Origin of the sequence: Bradyrhizobium barranii subsp. barranii (genome assembly GCF_017565645.3) — a bacterium.
Lineage (GTDB): Bacteria > Pseudomonadota > Alphaproteobacteria > Rhizobiales > Xanthobacteraceae > Bradyrhizobium > Bradyrhizobium barranii.
Genome location: NZ_CP086136.1, coordinates 7,051,331 through 7,065,674, shown reverse-complemented (window position 1 = coordinate 7,065,674; position 14,344 = coordinate 7,051,331). Strand labels below are relative to the sequence as shown.

At 64.6% G+C, this 14,344-nt stretch carries 13 protein-coding genes; 3 read left to right on the top strand and 10 right to left on the bottom strand.

The annotated features are described in order from the left end of the window. Positions 1-249: 249 nt before the first annotated feature. The 8 genes from J4G43_RS34620 to J4G43_RS34585 are packed head-to-tail and all read right to left on the bottom strand — an operon-like array spanning position 250 to position 8,676. Positions 250-1,305, bottom strand: a complete 1,056-nt coding sequence (locus J4G43_RS34620) for a threonine aldolase family protein (protein ID WP_208087669.1) — start codon at positions 1,303-1,305, stop codon at positions 250-252. Positions 1,306-1,322: 17 nt separating this feature from the next. Beyond that, positions 1,323-2,960, bottom strand: coding sequence for an ABC transporter permease (locus J4G43_RS34615; protein ID WP_208087668.1), 1,638 nt, complete (start codon positions 2,958-2,960; stop codon positions 1,323-1,325). Then, complete coding sequence (locus J4G43_RS34610; RefSeq protein WP_208087667.1) at positions 2,957-4,018, bottom strand: ABC transporter ATP-binding protein; 1,062 nt, start codon at positions 4,016-4,018, stop codon at positions 2,957-2,959. Before J4G43_RS34610 ends, J4G43_RS34615 begins: the two co-directional genes overlap by 4 nt. Before the next feature lie 4 nt (positions 4,019-4,022). After that, the gene (locus J4G43_RS34605; protein WP_208087666.1) at positions 4,023-5,030 is read right to left on the bottom strand and encodes an extracellular solute-binding protein; all 1,008 of its coding nucleotides are present in this window, start codon (positions 5,028-5,030) and stop codon (positions 4,023-4,025) included. Between the two features lie 31 nt (positions 5,031-5,061). Beyond that, the gene (locus tag J4G43_RS34600; protein ID WP_208087665.1) at positions 5,062-6,240 is read right to left on the bottom strand and encodes a pyridoxal-phosphate-dependent aminotransferase family protein; all 1,179 of its coding nucleotides are present in this window, start codon (positions 6,238-6,240) and stop codon (positions 5,062-5,064) included. After that, complete coding sequence (locus J4G43_RS34595; RefSeq protein ID WP_208087664.1) at positions 6,237-6,734, bottom strand: LeuD/DmdB family oxidoreductase small subunit; 498 nt, start codon at positions 6,732-6,734, stop codon at positions 6,237-6,239. The genes J4G43_RS34600 and J4G43_RS34595 overlap by 4 nt, the downstream gene beginning before the upstream one ends. Beyond that, positions 6,731-7,993, bottom strand: coding sequence for a 3-isopropylmalate dehydratase large subunit (locus tag J4G43_RS34590; protein WP_208087663.1), 1,263 nt, complete (start codon positions 7,991-7,993; stop codon positions 6,731-6,733). The genes J4G43_RS34595 and J4G43_RS34590 overlap by 4 nt, the downstream gene beginning before the upstream one ends. Before the next feature lie 2 nt (positions 7,994-7,995). Further along, complete coding sequence (locus J4G43_RS34585; protein WP_208087662.1) at positions 7,996-8,676, bottom strand: RraA family protein; 681 nt, start codon at positions 8,674-8,676, stop codon at positions 7,996-7,998. A gap of 130 nt (positions 8,677-8,806) precedes the next feature. On the opposite strand from J4G43_RS34585, the gene J4G43_RS34580 reads away from it, so the two are divergent. Further along, positions 8,807-9,502 (top strand): IclR family transcriptional regulator, encoded by a 696-nt coding sequence (locus tag J4G43_RS34580; RefSeq protein ID WP_249814671.1) that lies wholly within the window; start codon positions 8,807-8,809, stop codon positions 9,500-9,502. Positions 9,503-9,733: 231 nt separating this feature from the next. On the opposite strand, the gene J4G43_RS34575 is transcribed toward J4G43_RS34580, so the two are convergent. Both J4G43_RS34575 and J4G43_RS34570 read right to left on the bottom strand, forming a co-directional pair. Then, a complete protein-coding gene (locus J4G43_RS34575) occupies positions 9,734-10,321 on the bottom strand; it encodes an ANTAR domain-containing response regulator (RefSeq protein ID WP_208087660.1) in 588 nt (195 codons plus the stop codon). Beyond that, positions 10,318-11,493: a transporter substrate-binding domain-containing protein gene (locus tag J4G43_RS34570; protein WP_208087659.1), complete on the bottom strand. Its 1,176-nt coding sequence runs from the start codon at positions 11,491-11,493 to the stop codon at positions 10,318-10,320. Before J4G43_RS34570 ends, J4G43_RS34575 begins: the two co-directional genes overlap by 4 nt. Before the next feature lie 409 nt (positions 11,494-11,902). Between J4G43_RS34570 and J4G43_RS34565 the strand changes: the two genes are divergently transcribed. Together J4G43_RS34565 and J4G43_RS34560 are read left to right on the top strand one after the other, a co-directional pair. Next, positions 11,903-13,303, top strand: a complete 1,401-nt coding sequence (locus tag J4G43_RS34565; protein ID WP_208087658.1) for an amidase — start codon at positions 11,903-11,905, stop codon at positions 13,301-13,303. A gap of 17 nt (positions 13,304-13,320) precedes the next feature. Continuing rightward, on the top strand, positions 13,321-14,319 hold the full coding sequence (locus tag J4G43_RS34560; RefSeq protein ID WP_208087657.1) for an acetamidase/formamidase family protein: 999 nt from the start codon (positions 13,321-13,323) through the stop codon (positions 14,317-14,319). Positions 14,320-14,344: the final 25 nt, after the last annotated feature.

The window sequence follows — 14,344 nt, the reverse complement described above, 5'->3', positions numbered from 1 at the left end:
GTGCGCAGTCCCGAGACCATCGCTCTACTAGAAAGATGGGCCGGTTATTTGAAGAAGCGTTCCGGCAGGCTCTACCGGCAAGACATCACGCGCCCTAACGGGCGTGGCAGTTGGTTGAGCGTGTGTCGCTTGCCAAGCGATGCTCTTGTTGCGCAGGAGCTGCAATCGAAAATTGGAAGGCTGTAGACGCGTGGGTGACGGTGGGCGGGGCAACTATCTGCAGAATGATCGGTTAAGGAATGATCGCTCTCAGCCTCCTGCGATCGCTCGATGGACGAGCGCGATGACCTCGTCAGCATCCTGTTCGGTGCTGTCAAAGCGAGCCACAAACCGGATTACGTCCTGGCCCCGTCGCGCGAATTGCAGCCCGCTCGCTGCAAGACGGTTGATGGCCAAAGCGGGCAGGTTGATGAAAACCAGATTGGCTTCCACCGGCGCAATGAGCTGAACGTCAGGCAGCGCAGCGAGACCCGCTCCAAGACGCGCGGCCACGGCATTGGCCTTCGCCGCGAGCCGCAGATAAAGGCGATCCTCGACGTAGGCGAGCAGCTGTGCAGACGCAAAGCGCATCTTCGACGAGGTCTGGCCGGCGCGGCGAAGCCGATAGGACAGGGATTCGACGAGATCCTGGTCGAACACCACGATCGCATCCGCCGACATCGCCCCGTTTTTGGTCGCCCCGAAGGACAGGATGTCGACGCCGGCGCGCCATGTCATGTCGGCCGGGCTGCAATCGAGCCGCGCCAGCGCGTTGGCGAACCGGGCGCCATCCATGTGCAGCGACAGATTCCTGTCGTGGGCGATTGCTCCGATTTCGGCGATCTCGGCGAGGGGATAGATTGTTCCATATTCGCTGGCCTGAGTGATCGACACCGCATCGGGCTGGGAGCGATTGCGGACTCCCCAGGCCGCCTGGCCCAGCGCCTGGCGCAGGCTCGACGGCTCGATCCGAAAGTTTCGGCCGGACATGGCGACGAGCTTCGCGCCGCCTGTGAAGGCTTCGGTCGCGCCGCCTTCCGCGGTGTGGATATGCGCCTCTTCGTGACAATAGATGGCGCCATAGGGCCGCGCGCAGCTCGCGAGTGACAAGGCGTTGGCCGCCGTACCGGTCGAGACCGGGAACACGGTGACCGCGGTCTCGAACAGCTCCGAGAAGCGCGCATTCAACAATCTCGAATAATCGTCGTCCCCATAGGCGGCGGCCGGGCCGCGATTGGCCTCGGCGATCGCTCGCAGAATCTCGGGGCAGACCGGCGCGACATTGTCGCTGCGGAAATTCGGGAGCGTCGGGGCTGCTTCGTTCATACCGTCCTGTCCTGCCGTCATATCACGGTTGATTCCTGCTTGTTGATGCGCCGATTGATCAGGAGCAACGGGATTGCGGTGACGAGGATAAGCACCGCGGCCGCGGCGGCCGCCAGACTCGCGCCGGTGCCCTCGATGGCATGGTACATCACGACGGTCGTGGTGACCCAGCCGCTCGCATAGAGCACAATGGTCGCGCTCAACTCGGATGCCGCGGTGATCCAGACCAGCACCAGCCCGCCGACAAGGCCGCTGGCCATCAACGGCACGGTCAGGGTCGCGAAGGTTTTGCTTGGCGAGACCCCGAGATTGATCGAGGCTTCCTCGAGCGAGGGATCGAGCTGGTGCACGATTGCCGAGGACGACCGGATCGCGAAGGGGAGCTTGCGGACGACATAGGCGATGACCAGGATCAGCCAGCCGCCGGTCAGAATCAAGGGACCGCTGTTGAACGCGATGATGAGCCCGATCGCCAGGATCGTGCCCGAGACTGCAAACGGCACCATGCCGACGAAATCGAGCAATCCCGACAGGCGCGAGCGGTGCCGGGCCACGACATAGCCGATCGGGGCGCCGATCAGCATGGTGACGACGGCCGCGATGCTGGCGAGCGTCAGCGTGTTGAGCAGCGGCCGATAGGAGCCCGACAATAGGGTGGCGTAATTGCCCAATCCGAACTCCCAGGTCAGGACAGGGCCGCGAAAGCGCAGGAGGGAGATCATCAACACGGCCGCGAACGGCAGCAGCGAGGCAATCACAATGCCCCAACTCACGATCGTGGCCGTGAGCCGCAGTCCCGGCGTCAGAGGCAGCTTCGCGGGCGCGCTGCGGGCATTGGTCGAAAACCGGCGCTTGCCGAGGTAGTGCCGCTGAACGAGCAGCGCGATCGCCGTGCAGGCGATCAGGAGCACGCTGAGTGCGCCCGCCGCGGCCGGGTTGGCATCAGATTCGCCGGCGAACAGCTTGAAGATGTCGACGGCCAGGAACGGCCGGTCCTCAGCCAGCACCGCTGGCACGCCGAAATTCTCCAGTGCCTCAATGAACACCAATAGTCCGCCGGCAAGGATCGCCGGCATCACAATGGGCAGCAGCACGGTGCGGATCACATAGGGCCGTGAGCCGCCGAGATTGCGGGCTGCCTCCTCCATCGAGGCGTCGACTGCCTGGAATCCGGCCAGCACGGGCATGACGACGTATGGATAGAGCGTCAACGTGAACACGATGACGATGCCGGGCACGCCGTAGATCGATCCGATCGGGATGCCGATCCCGCGCAGAGCGGTGGTGACGACGCCAGCATGGCCGAACAGCAGCACGAGGGCGTAGGCGCTGACGAACGAGGGCAGGACCAGCGGCAAGGACGCAAGCGTCAGCAGCAGCGCGCGGCCCGGTATGTCGATCCGGGCAAGACAGAAGGCGAGCGGGATGCCGATCGCGCATGCGAAGGCCGTCGCGAGCGCGGCGCAAAGCAGACTGTTGCCGATGCTGCCGAGATAGTAGCGGCTCTTCACAATCGCCGCATAGTTCCCAAGCGTCAGGCCGCCCGTGCCGTCGATCCGAAAGCTTGCATCCAGGACGAGCGCCAGCGGGTAGAGCAGAAACACCGCGAGCAGCACCAACGCCGCCAGCGTCACGATCGTGGCGAAGCGTTTCATGGCGCTGGATACGCCGTGATCTGGGCAGGGTCGTAGGCAAGGGTGAGCGGCGCGCCGGGCAAGAGATCGAGCGCCTGGCCGCCGAGCGCCGCAATCCGAATCTGGGTGCCGTCCGGCAGGGTTGCGTGGAGGCGTTGTACCGGGCCGAGAAATTCACGCAGCGCCAGACGCGCATGCACAAGCGAGCCACCGGAACCGTCTCGCAGCTGCAGGGCCTCCGGCCTGACCGACAGCAACACCGGCGCGCCCGGCGCTGCGACCTCGCCTTTGACCGTGAATTCCGTTCCGGCTGCTGCGACAGGAGTGTTACGGCCGTCGAAAGCTCCCGCGACGCCCGGCACCAAATTGGTCGAGCCGAGGAATTCGGCGACGAAGGCAGTCTGCGGCATCCGATAGATGCGCTCCGGCGTGTCCACTTGCTCGATCTTGCCGTGACGCAAGACGGCGATACGGTCGGAGATGGCGAGTGCCTCCTCCTGATCATGCGTCACGTAGATCGCAGTCAGGCCGAGCGCCTGCTGCAGCTGCCGGACCTCGATCCGCATTTCGGTGCGCAACTGCGCGTCGAGGTTGGACAGCGGCTCGTCGAACAGGAGCACGGCGGGCTCGATCACGAGCGCGCGGGCGATTGCCACGCGTTGCAGCTGACCGCCGGAGAGCTGGTGTGGTGACCGCGGACCGTAACCTGCAAGGCGCACCCGCTCGAGCGCCTTGTCGACGCGCGATGCGATCTCGGCAGCCGGAACCTTCCTGGCCTTCAGCCCATAGGCCACGTTTTCGGCGACGGTGTGGTTCGGGAAGATCGCGTAGTTCTGAAACACCATGCCGGTGTCGCGGCGATGCGCGGGCAGAGCATCGATGCGCCGGCCGTCGAAGCAAATGGAGCCGGATTCGACGTCGATGAAGCCTGCGATCATGCGCAGCAACGTCGTCTTCCCGCAGCCTGACGGCCCAAGCAGCGTGAACAGCTCGCCATGCTTGATGTCGAGCGAGATGTCGTCCACGGCCCGCACCGCGCCGAAGGTGCGGGTCAGGTTTTCAATCCGGATCGCGGTCATCGGATCAGCGCGTGTTCTGGATCGTGGTCTTCAGCCGCGCGAGGGTGTCGCGACGGGCCGCTTCCCATTTGGTGTCGTCATAGGGCAGCACCTTGACCGCCGAGAACGGCAGCATCCCCGGTGCGACTGCCTCGAGCTCGATATCCTGACGGGCAGGGCGCCGGAACGTCGCCTTCAGCAACATCTCTTGGACTTCCTTGCTGGCCAGATAGTCGACCAGCCGTTTGGCAGGCTCGGGGTTCGGTCCGCCTTTCAGGATGGCCGCGCCCTCGACGCCCGCATAGGTGCCCTCGGCCGGATAGGCGACGCTCACCGGCGCACCGTTATGGGCCCACAGGAAGCCGGCATATTCGAGCGTGATGCCAAGCGGATATTCGCCGCTGCCGATCCCGTCGAAGACCTGGGTCGAGCGGTTGAGTACCTTCGCATTCGCAAGCAGCCCGTCCATCTTGGTCCAGGCTGCGTCGTCCGCGCCCCACAGCGAGAGAAGCGTGGTCGCGGCCGCATATGAGAATCCGGAATTGGCAGGGTCGGTAAAGGCGAGCTTGCCTTTCCATTTCGGATCGAGGAGGTCTGCCCAGGCTTTGGGCCCGCTGGCCTTGTCGATCGCCTTGGTGTTCTGGCCGATCACGACGACCTGGATGTTGGTGCCAAGCCAAAGGTCGTTTGGATCGCGAAATTGCGCCGGCACGGCTTCGCGGCCCTTCGCCGCGTAAGCCTGAAGGTGCGGGCTCGCCAGCCGCAGCAGCGTCGCACTGACGCCCCAGATCACGTCGCCCTGCGGATTGGCGGCCTCGGACGCGACGCGGCGCACCAGCACACCTGATCCGGTCGAGACCACGTCGACCTTGATTCCGGTCGCCTTGGCGAAGCCTTCGGCTACAAGCTTGTTCACGGTGTCGTCGTTGGCCGAATAGAGCACGACGCTCTGCTGGGCCGAGGCCAGCCCGGCCGCGAACAGCGATGCCGCGAGCGTCACGACTCGGGCGAGGATGGAGGCAGGAGGTCTCATCGTGGTTCGCCCTCGTGGTTTCAGCGATTGCTCATGCGGTTGCGGCGAGGTACTCGGTGGCCGCCTTGAGCCCGGCGCCGGGTTCGATCGGCAGGCCGAACTTCGTGAGTGCGTCCTCGAGATGCAGAAGGTCGGTCAGAATGGTCCCCGCGCTCAAAGCACCCATCGTGCCAAACCGGATGACACGGCCGGAGAGACGGTTGCGGGCGCCTGCGATCACCGTGCGGTGATCCTGGTAGAGCTGCCGCACGATGGCTCCGCCTTCGAGCCCGTCGGGGACCTTGAAAACCACGACCGTGTTCGAGCGTGGCTCATCGCGGCAAAAATCTGCGAGTCCGATCGCCGCGCCGCCGGCGCGCAGCGCGGCGGAGAGCTTCTTGTGGCGCGCGAGCACATTGGCGAAGCCTTCCTCGTGCATCATCGTCAAGGCCTCACGCAGGCCATAGATGAGGCTCACCGGTGCCGTGAACGCGGTCTCGTTCTGCTCCGCAGATTTCAGCGCGCGACGGAAATCCCAATAGAAGGCCGATCGCTGCTCGTCCTGCCCGATCACGCGCCACGCCTTGGCGCTGACGCTGGCAAGTGCGAGGCCGGGCGGGCACATCAAGGCCTTTTGCGAGGCCGAGACGACGATGTCGACGCCCCATTCGTCCTGCCGCATCGCGATGCCGCCGAGGCCGCTGACGGAGTCTGCGATGAGCAGTGTTGGCCGGTCGCGCACCAGTGCGCCGAGCGCCGCGAGATCGGCCACGATCCCGGTCGAGCTCTCATTGTGCACGACGACGACGGCGCGATAGGCGTGCTCGCGCAATCGGGCTTCCACCGCGGCGACATCGATCGCCTGGCCCCATTCGATCGCGACCGTGTCGACGGTGATGTTCATGGCCTTGGCGATCGTGGTGAAACGCTCACCGAACTGACCATGCTCGACTACGAGGATCCGATGGCCCGGTCCGGCCACGTTGACGAGCGCAGCCTCCATAACGCCGGTTCCGGAGCTCGCAAAGAACAGGATGCGGTTCGTCGTGCCCAGAATCGGGCGGATCATCTCCTCCGCCTCGCCGATTGCAGTCCGGCATTCGGGTCCGCGATGGTTGACCATCACCCGAGCCATCGCCTGCCGCACCCGCTCGGGCACTTCGGTTGGACCGGGAAGCCGAAGACGGTATCCCGTCGAGGCAATGGCGCTCGGAGTCTCTGTGATCGTCATAGCTTGAAGTCACCGTTCTGACGCATGTAGGGAACGAGGCCGCCCGCGCGCAGGATCGCCAGCATGATCGGCGGCAGCGGCTCCGGGCTGAGCGTCTCGCCGCTGCGTTCGTTGCGGATCGCGCCGGTGCCGTCGGAGATCAGGATGTCGCCCTCGCGAATCCCGCCGGTATCGCAGACGAGCGGCAGCAGGCCGTTGTTGATCGCGTTGCGGTAGTAGGTGCGCGAGAAGCTTCGGGCCAGCACCGCCGGAATGCCGGCGCCGAGCACGGTCGTGACAGCGACTTCCATGGCCGAGCCGCAACCGAAATTCTTGCCCGCCACCAGGATGTCTCCGGTTTGCACAGAAGCTGCAAAGGTCGGATCGACATGCTCGAACAGGAATTGCCTGAGAACGGCGGGGTCGAGGCTCTCCCGCTTGCGGGTCGAGCTGATGATCGAGTCGGTGTTGACGTCGTCGCCGACAAGTCGCGCGCGTCCTCGCAGGGCTGTCATCGTGACACCTCGCGAGGATCGGTCACGACACCGCGGGTCGCGGCGGCTGCGCAAGCTGCCGGGGAGGCGAGGTAGATCGATGCCTTGGCGTTGCCCATGCGGCCCTTGAAGTTCCGGTTGGCGGTCGAGATCACCGAAACCCCGTCGCCGGGGATCACCCCACAGGTCCCGCAGCAGGAGCCGCAGGCCGGCTCGACCACGGTGGCGCCGAAGCCGACCAGGGCGTCGAGCGTGCCATCGGCCGCCATGGCGTCGCGGACCTCGCGCGATGCCGGCGTGACCACGAGCTGCACGCCGGGCGCGACGCCTCCACCCGCCTCGAGCACCGCGAGGGCTTGATGGAAGTCGCGTAACCTGCCGCCGGTGCAGGTGCCGAGATAGACCATCTGTACCGGCGTGCCGGCCGCATCCTCGAGCGCCACGACCTGATCCACCAGATGCGGCAACGCGATCCGCGGCGTGAGGGCGTCGAGCGCGATCTCCACGGTCCGGCTGTAGTGCGCATCCGGATCCGCTGCGACCGGTTCGAAAGCCTGGCCGGTGCGGCCCTGCAGATAGGCGACGGTTTCAGCATCGGCCGGGAAGATGCCGGTCTTCGCGCCCATCTCGACCGCAAGATTGCTCAGGACGAGGCGGTCCTCCAGCGCGAGGGTGGCGACACCCGGTCCTGCGAATTCGAGTGCCTGATAGGCGGCACCGTCAGCGCCGAGCATGCCCGCGAGGGCCAGTGCGATATCCTTCGCATAGACGCCGCTCGGCAGTTGTCCGGTCAGGACGACGCGGATCGAATCCGGCACGCGCAGCCAGATCCGGCCACACAGCATGACCGCGGCGAGATCGGACGAGCCTATCCCGGTCGCAAAGCAATTCAGTGCCCCGTATGTCACGGCATGGCTGTCGGCTCCGACGACCAGACCACCCGGCAGAGCGCGGCCCGTCTCCACGATGAGCTGGTGACCGATTCCTTCGCCAGCTTCATGCAGCGTGACGCTGAACCGCCTGGCGAAGTCCCGCATCACGCGGTGCAGCTCGATCGTCTGCGGGCTTGTCGGCGGCACGTAATGGTCGAGCGCAAAGACCAATCGGGCGGCATCGCGCACGTTCTCTCCGCCCATCGCCTTGAAATAGTCGAGCGCCATCGGGACCGAACCGTCGGTGCCGAGCGCGCAATCGACCTCGCAGACCACGAGGTCCCCGGCGTGCGCATCGTGCCCGGATTTGCGAGCGAGGATCTTCTCGGAGATCGTACGCCCGGCCATCGCTAGACCTCTGGCATCTCGCAGCCGAGACGTCGGAGCGAGGCGTCGACCCAGCTACGATCGAGCGTACCGGCTTCGATCGCCGCCATTTGCTTGGTCTCGGCAGACTGCTTGGCTTCGGCTGCCTCGATCACCGCTCGGCAATCGTCGATGGCGACGGCTAGCACGCCGTCGTCGTCGCCCAGCACCAAATCGCCGGACTGGATGACCATGCCGCCGATCGCGATCGGTCCGTTGATCTCGCCCGGACCGTCCTTGTACGGACCGCGATGGGTGACACCCGCCGCGAAAACGGGAAGGGGGTTTGCCCGGATCGCAGCGGCATCGCGGATCGCGCCATGGATAACGATGCCGGCGACGCCGCGCCGGGCGGCCTGCGCGAGCATCATCTCGCCGAAGATTGCGTTGCTGAGGTCGCCGCCCGCATCGACCACTATGACGTCGCCGGCAACCGCGATGTCGAGCGCTTTGTGGACCATCAGATTGTCGCCGGGGCGCGTCTTCACGGTCAAAGCGGGACCGGCCATGCCGCCAGCCGCATGCATCGGCCGGAGCGTGGCGCCGCCCGCGGCCATGCGCGACATCACATCGCTGATGTTGGCGACCGGAAGGGCGCGAGCCCGTTCGACCCATTCGCCTGCGACAACGCGCTTGCGGGAAAGGATCCTGAACCCTACGGCCATATCAACCCCATTGAAAATGGAACGACGTTACGCATAGTGTAACGGTGACTAGCCGAGGTCAGACCGAAAATCGGCAGGACAGGGATTTTCGATGCCCAAGACGCAAGGGGTCGCCGCCGTGCAACGGGCGTTGGCGATCCTGGATACCTTCGCTGGAGCCGGGTCGCGCAGCCTGGCCGACATCGCCAAGATCACGGGCTTGGCGAAACCGACCGTGATGCGCTCGCTGGTGTCGCTGGATGAAGCCGGCTACGTCGTCCGCCTCAGCGACGGCCGCTACGCACTCGGCGCGAAGACATTCCAGCTCGGCACCACCTATCGGGCCAATTTCAATCTCGAACAGCATGTGCTGCCGGTCCTTCAGCGGCTAAGCCAGGAGACGTTGGAGAGCAGTGCGTTCCACGTGCGTGAACGCGATAGCCGGCTTTGTCTGTTTCGGGTGGATTCGCCGCAGCTCGTGCGCGACGTCGCGCGGCCCGCAAATCTCGCGCCACTCGATTTGACCTCGACGGGACAAGTGCTGCGGACGGCGCGCTGGGCAGACCGCACGGATGGCGGCGTGCAGGTCTTCGTCAGTTCCGGAATCTACGACGCTGTGACGGCCTCCCTCTCCACCGCCGTTTTTGGCCACGACGGAGCGCTGGTGGGCGCCATGACCGTGAGCGGCCCAATCGAACGCATCCGTCAGGCCGACCTCCAGGCGCTGGCGTCCCGGCTCACCGACGCCTCGTATCGGCTCTCACTTGTGCTCGGCGCGCCATTGCCCCGCGAGGTCGGCGCGCCGCGGATCATCGGTCTGCCATTGGCCGAAACAGGCTCTCCCTGACGCCGCCCCGTTCGGGGCAGGGCACTATTTCGACCGGCAAGCTCGTGAATAGACTCCGCTCAGGTCTTGTACAGACTGTAGAGACTGGACTCAAAGCTCGCCTCCGCAACTCTGAACCCGGTCACGATGTCCTCGCGAAACTTGAGCCATTCGGCGTAGATCAGCCTACGCCCCACCATTGCCGGTAGGTCAGGCGAAGTGCGGTGAGGAATACACACGTATGGAAGTGAGCTAGCCGGTTGCGCGCGGGAGCATGCCCTTGGCGGTAATCTCCGCCGAAAGCTCTTCGATCGTCTTGCGTTGTTCCATGGCGGCTTTGCGGATCAGCGCAAAGGCGGCTGGTTCTGCGAGCGCGTGCGAGTGCATCACCTGGAGAACGGCGGCGAGCACGACGCGACGCGACCGAAGACGCTGCTCGAGCTTGAGCACCTGCTGCTTCAATTCGCTGGTGCGTTCGCTTCGCTCGATTGCCATGACGAGCGCCGCGTAGATGCCGGCCGAGCGCAACGGCTTGACCAGGAACGAGGCCGGATCGAGCTCGAACACTAGCTTCAGCCGGCTTGGCGTTTCGGTGCCGAGCAGGGCGATGACCGGGCAGCGTCCCAGGAACGCGCGTCGTGCCGGTTGCGTCAAAGGCAGGAACTCGTCATCGATCAACGCCAGATCCGGCGCGAAGTCGATCGCCTCTGTCGGCTCCCACGCGATGCTGTCGACCCCAAGACGCTCGAACTGGCGTCGCACGATGGTTGCGTCGCGTTCGTCCTTGATGGCGACGATTGCCCTACGCCCGCGCAGCGAAAATGAAGACGGTCTGCTCATTTTACAACCCGCAAATGCGGCGCATTCGGCAATGCGTCGCCCGCCGAGGTCTCCCTCGAAGGGCTGACGGCAACGTCGAGCTGCGTCAGGTAAGGATCAGGCTTAACAGGCGCGTCGGCTTCCCAGAAGATATCAAACTGTCCTCGCGGATTGGAAACGGCAAGCCGCGGTGTAAGGACGCAATGATTGTTGCCGCCGTCGATCCAGACCGGTCCTTGCGGCGAATTGTAGCGATGGCCGGCCGCGGCGCGCCGCACCTCGGCGATGTTCGATGTGCCAGCGCGCTGCAACGCGCGCGCCAGCAGATAGACGGCGACATAGGCGGACTGCCCGTCGACCGAGGGGCTGCTGTCGTCGCCATAGCGCGCCTTCCAGCGTGCAACGAATGCGCGGTTCTCCGGCAGGCGAATGCTCTCGAAATAGGCCGATGACGTGATGCAGCCGGCCGACGCCGGTCCGACGATCGACAGTTCCGGTTCGCACAGGCTGCAGCTCAGCATCGGAATCTCGAGCCCGGCGGCCTTGGTGCCGGCGTGGAAGGCGCGAATGAAGTCGTAGCTCGAGCTTCCGACCAACGTGTTGAAGACGATCGGCGGCTTGCGGCGGACGATCTCGTCGACGATGTGCCCAACGGCGCTTTCGCCGAGTTCGAGCAGCCGTTCGGCCAGGATGTGGCCGTCTGCCGCGCTGACCAACTCCCGGGTGACGCGATTGGTCTCCCATGTCCAAACGTAATTGGAGCCGACGCAGAAGATCTCCCGTGACAGATTGTCGAGCACGTACCGGACGAGCGGCAGGACGTTGTGATTGGGCGAGGCGCCGACATAAATGACGTTGTCGGAGCACTCGAAGCCCTCGTAGCGCGCAGGATACCAGAGCAGGCGATCGGTGCGCTCCACGATCGGCAGAACTTGTTTGCGCGACGCCGACGTGTAGCAGCCGATGATGTGCTCGACGCCGACATTGCGGATGAGATCGTCGCAGACCGTATGGTATTCGGAGATGATGCCGCGAGGATCGCGGATATGAGCGGCAATCGAGAAGCCGAACTCCGTCTGGTTGTTGATCTCGTCGACCGCCATCATCGCGCTCTTGAGGATCTCGCGGCCCATAGCCTGATATGGCCCGGACTGCGAGCAGATGATGCCAACGGGAACAGACGGTTTTGTCATTGACGACTTTCGGTAGTGCAACGCGAAGATGAAATCATCATCGGCGATGACAGTGCAAGTGGCTTGCCGTTTTGCTGCGCAGCACTATCGAAATTTAGGCAGAGAGCATCGTTGACAATGCGATGGGCAGTTACTTAGACTTTTCTCCTACAGGGCTACCTGTCGAACCTCGCGTGCGCCGATCTGGCCGATGACGTCCAGCTCCTTGCACTAAGTGCTTCGTTCGATTGCGGCCCCTAAGCGATAGATCATAGCCGCGGCATTTGAGCCATTCGTCGCCTCATTCGGGAGGGACGGGTGGCTTTTTTCGTTTGCCGCCAAGGAAGCTGGCGATGCGTCCGCGTCGCCAGAAGGGTGACGCATGCGCGGGGACGACCGCGCGTCACATCGAGCGTGAGGATGAAGAACGATGGCGGCAACAGATCTCCACTATCTCGGACTCGTCGACGTCGGGCGGAAGATCCAGGCGAAGGAGCTGTCGCCGGTCGAAGCGACCAAAGCGATGCTCTGGCGGATCGAGAAGCTCGACGGCAAGCTCAAGAGTTTCGCTTATGTGATAGCTGACTCGGCGCTCGCGGACGCTGCCACGGCCGAGAAGGAGATCGCTTCCGGCAAGATCAAGGGGCCGCTGCATGGTGTGCCAGTGGCGGTCAAGGATCTCTGCTGGGCCAAGGGCGCGCCGGCGGCCCATGGCATGACCATTCATCGAGATTTCCGTCCCTCCGAGGATGCAACGGTAGTTGCGCGGTTGAAGGATGCCGGCGCCATCATCCTCGGCAAGCTGCAGCAAACCGAAGGCGCCTACGCCGATCATCACCCGAAGATCGATCCGCCGAAGAACCCGTGGAACGCGGATCTCTGGCCCGGCGCATCCTCGAGCGGCTCCGGCGTCGCCACTGCGGCGGGCCTCTGCTTCGGCTCGCTCGGCACCGATACGGGCGGATCAATCCGCTTTCCGTCCGCGGCTAACGGCGTCACCGGGCTCAAGCCGACCTGGGGACGCGTCAGCCGCTACGGCGCATTCGAGCTTGCGGCGACGCTGGATCATATCGGCCCGATGGCAAGGAGCGCGGTCGATTGCGGCGCCATCCTCGGCGTGATCGCGGGTCAGGACCCCAAGGACACGACGTCGGTTCCGCTGCCCGTGCCTGACTATCTCGCCGGTTTGTCCGGCGACCTTCGCGGGGTGACGATCGGTGTCGACCGGCGCTGGACCAGCGAAGGCACCGATGGCGATGCGGCCAAGGTGTTGACCGAGGGTCTGCGTGTAGCGGCCGATCTCGGCGCGAAGATCAAGGAGATCACGTTCCCCGATCCCAAGGCGGTCATCGACGACTGGTTCCCGCTCTGCGGCATCGAGGTCGCCGTCGCGCACGAGGACACGTATCCCGCGCGCAAGGACGAGTACGGCCCGGCACTCGCTGGCCTGCTCGATCTCGGTCGGCAGCAGTCCGGCATGGACTATCAGAAGATCGTGCTCCGGCGCGAAGCGTTTCGTGGCGCCGTCCGCCTTCTGTTCGAATCGGTCGATTTCCTCGCAGTGCCGGCCCAGGCATTCGCCGCGCCCACGCTCAGCAAGATGGCGTCGCTCGGCGAGGACGCCTCGCTGATCGCAGGCTTGCTTCGCTTCACATGCCCGTTCGACATGACGGGAAGCCCGACCGTGACGCTACCCGGCGGCTTCGCCGCGAATGGCGGTCCGGTTGGCTTCCAGTTCGTCGGTCGTCATTTCGATGAGGCCGGCCTCGTTCGCGCGGGCGATGCGTTCCAGCGAGTTACCGACTGGCACAAGCGTCATCCCGGGATCTGAGTTGAGGAGCCAATCATATGCCCGCAGAAGACTGGTTGAAGAATTCCATCATGGCGAAGCGTGCGGTCGCCAAAGGCGCGACCGGGGCGACGCATAGCCTGACGATCGAAGAGCAGGGCGGCTTCCACTACGTCTACGGTCCCTATGCAAAGCCGACCCTGTCGATCGACCCCGGCGGAGTGGTGGTTGTCGAGACGGAGGATGCGTTCGGCGGTGTGCTCACCAGCGAGAGCGACAGCCCCACCGCCAAACTGAACTTTCCCTATCTGAACCCGCAATGCGGGCCGATCGCGGTTAAGGGCGCCAAGAAGGGCGATTGCCTCGCGATCTACATCCGCGACGTCGAGACCCGCGGCGAGCAGCCGGCCGGCACGACCTGCATTATTCCTGAGTTCGGCGGACTCGTCGGGACAAGCTCGACGGCACTGCTCAATCCGCCATTGCCGGAGCGCGTGAAGAAGCTGCATGTCGACAGGAACGGCGTGCGCTGGAACGACAAGATTACGCTGCCCTACGAGCCGTTCATCGGTACCATCGGCGTCTCGCCGGAGATCGAGGCGATCTCCTCGCTGCAGCCGGATTACCACGGCGGCAACATGGATCTGCCCGACGTCGCCCCCGGCGCGATCATCTACTTCCCGGTGCATACCGACGGCGGGATGCTCTACGTCGGCGACTGCCATGCGACGCAAGGCGACGGTGAGCTCTCCGGCGTAGCGCTCGAGCAGCGCGCGACCGTCACGCTGCAGGTCGACCTGATCAAGAACTGGAGCTTTGCCTGGCCGCGGCTCGAGACCAAGGACTTCATCATGACGATCGGCAGCGCGCGTCCGCTCGAGGACGCGGCGCGTATCGCCTATCGCGAGCTCGTGCGCTGGATGGCGGCCGACTACGGCTTCGACGAGATCGACGCCTACATGCTGCTCAGCCAAGCCGGGCGGATGCGCCTCGGCAACATGGTCGACCCTAAATACACGATGGGAGCATCGATCCTGAAGAATTACCTCAAGCCATGACATCCAGTCGCTTTCAGAAACAGGG

What these genes read in the sequence shown, in the direction of transcription:
- J4G43_RS34585 (WP_208087662.1), bottom strand. Translation starts at nt 8,676, where the DNA reads ATGGCCGTAGGGTTCAGGATCCTTTCCCGCAAGCGCGTTGTCGCAGGC.
- J4G43_RS34595 (WP_208087664.1), bottom strand. Translation starts at nt 6,734, where the DNA reads ATGACAGCCCTGCGAGGACGCGCGCGACTTGTCGGCGACGACGTCAAC.
- J4G43_RS34615 (WP_208087668.1), bottom strand. Translation starts at nt 2,960, where the DNA reads ATGAAACGCTTCGCCACGATCGTGACGCTGGCGGCGTTGGTGCTGCTC.
- J4G43_RS34610 (WP_208087667.1), bottom strand. Translation starts at nt 4,018, where the DNA reads ATGACCGCGATCCGGATTGAAAACCTGACCCGCACCTTCGGCGCGGTG.
- J4G43_RS34620 (WP_208087669.1), bottom strand. Translation starts at nt 1,305, where the DNA reads ATGAACGAAGCAGCCCCGACGCTCCCGAATTTCCGCAGCGACAATGTC.
- J4G43_RS34605 (WP_208087666.1), bottom strand. Translation starts at nt 5,030, where the DNA reads ATGAGACCTCCTGCCTCCATCCTCGCCCGAGTCGTGACGCTCGCGGCA.
- J4G43_RS34575 (WP_208087660.1), bottom strand. Translation starts at nt 10,321, where the DNA reads ATGAGCAGACCGTCTTCATTTTCGCTGCGCGGGCGTAGGGCAATCGTC.
- J4G43_RS34565 (WP_208087658.1), top strand. Translation starts at nt 11,903, where the DNA reads ATGGCGGCAACAGATCTCCACTATCTCGGACTCGTCGACGTCGGGCGG.
- J4G43_RS34600 (WP_208087665.1), bottom strand. Translation starts at nt 6,240, where the DNA reads ATGACGATCACAGAGACTCCGAGCGCCATTGCCTCGACGGGATACCGT.
- J4G43_RS34590 (WP_208087663.1), bottom strand. Translation starts at nt 7,993, where the DNA reads ATGGCCGGGCGTACGATCTCCGAGAAGATCCTCGCTCGCAAATCCGGG.
- J4G43_RS34570 (WP_208087659.1), bottom strand. Translation starts at nt 11,493, where the DNA reads ATGACAAAACCGTCTGTTCCCGTTGGCATCATCTGCTCGCAGTCCGGG.
- J4G43_RS34560 (WP_208087657.1), top strand. Translation starts at nt 13,321, where the DNA reads ATGCCCGCAGAAGACTGGTTGAAGAATTCCATCATGGCGAAGCGTGCG.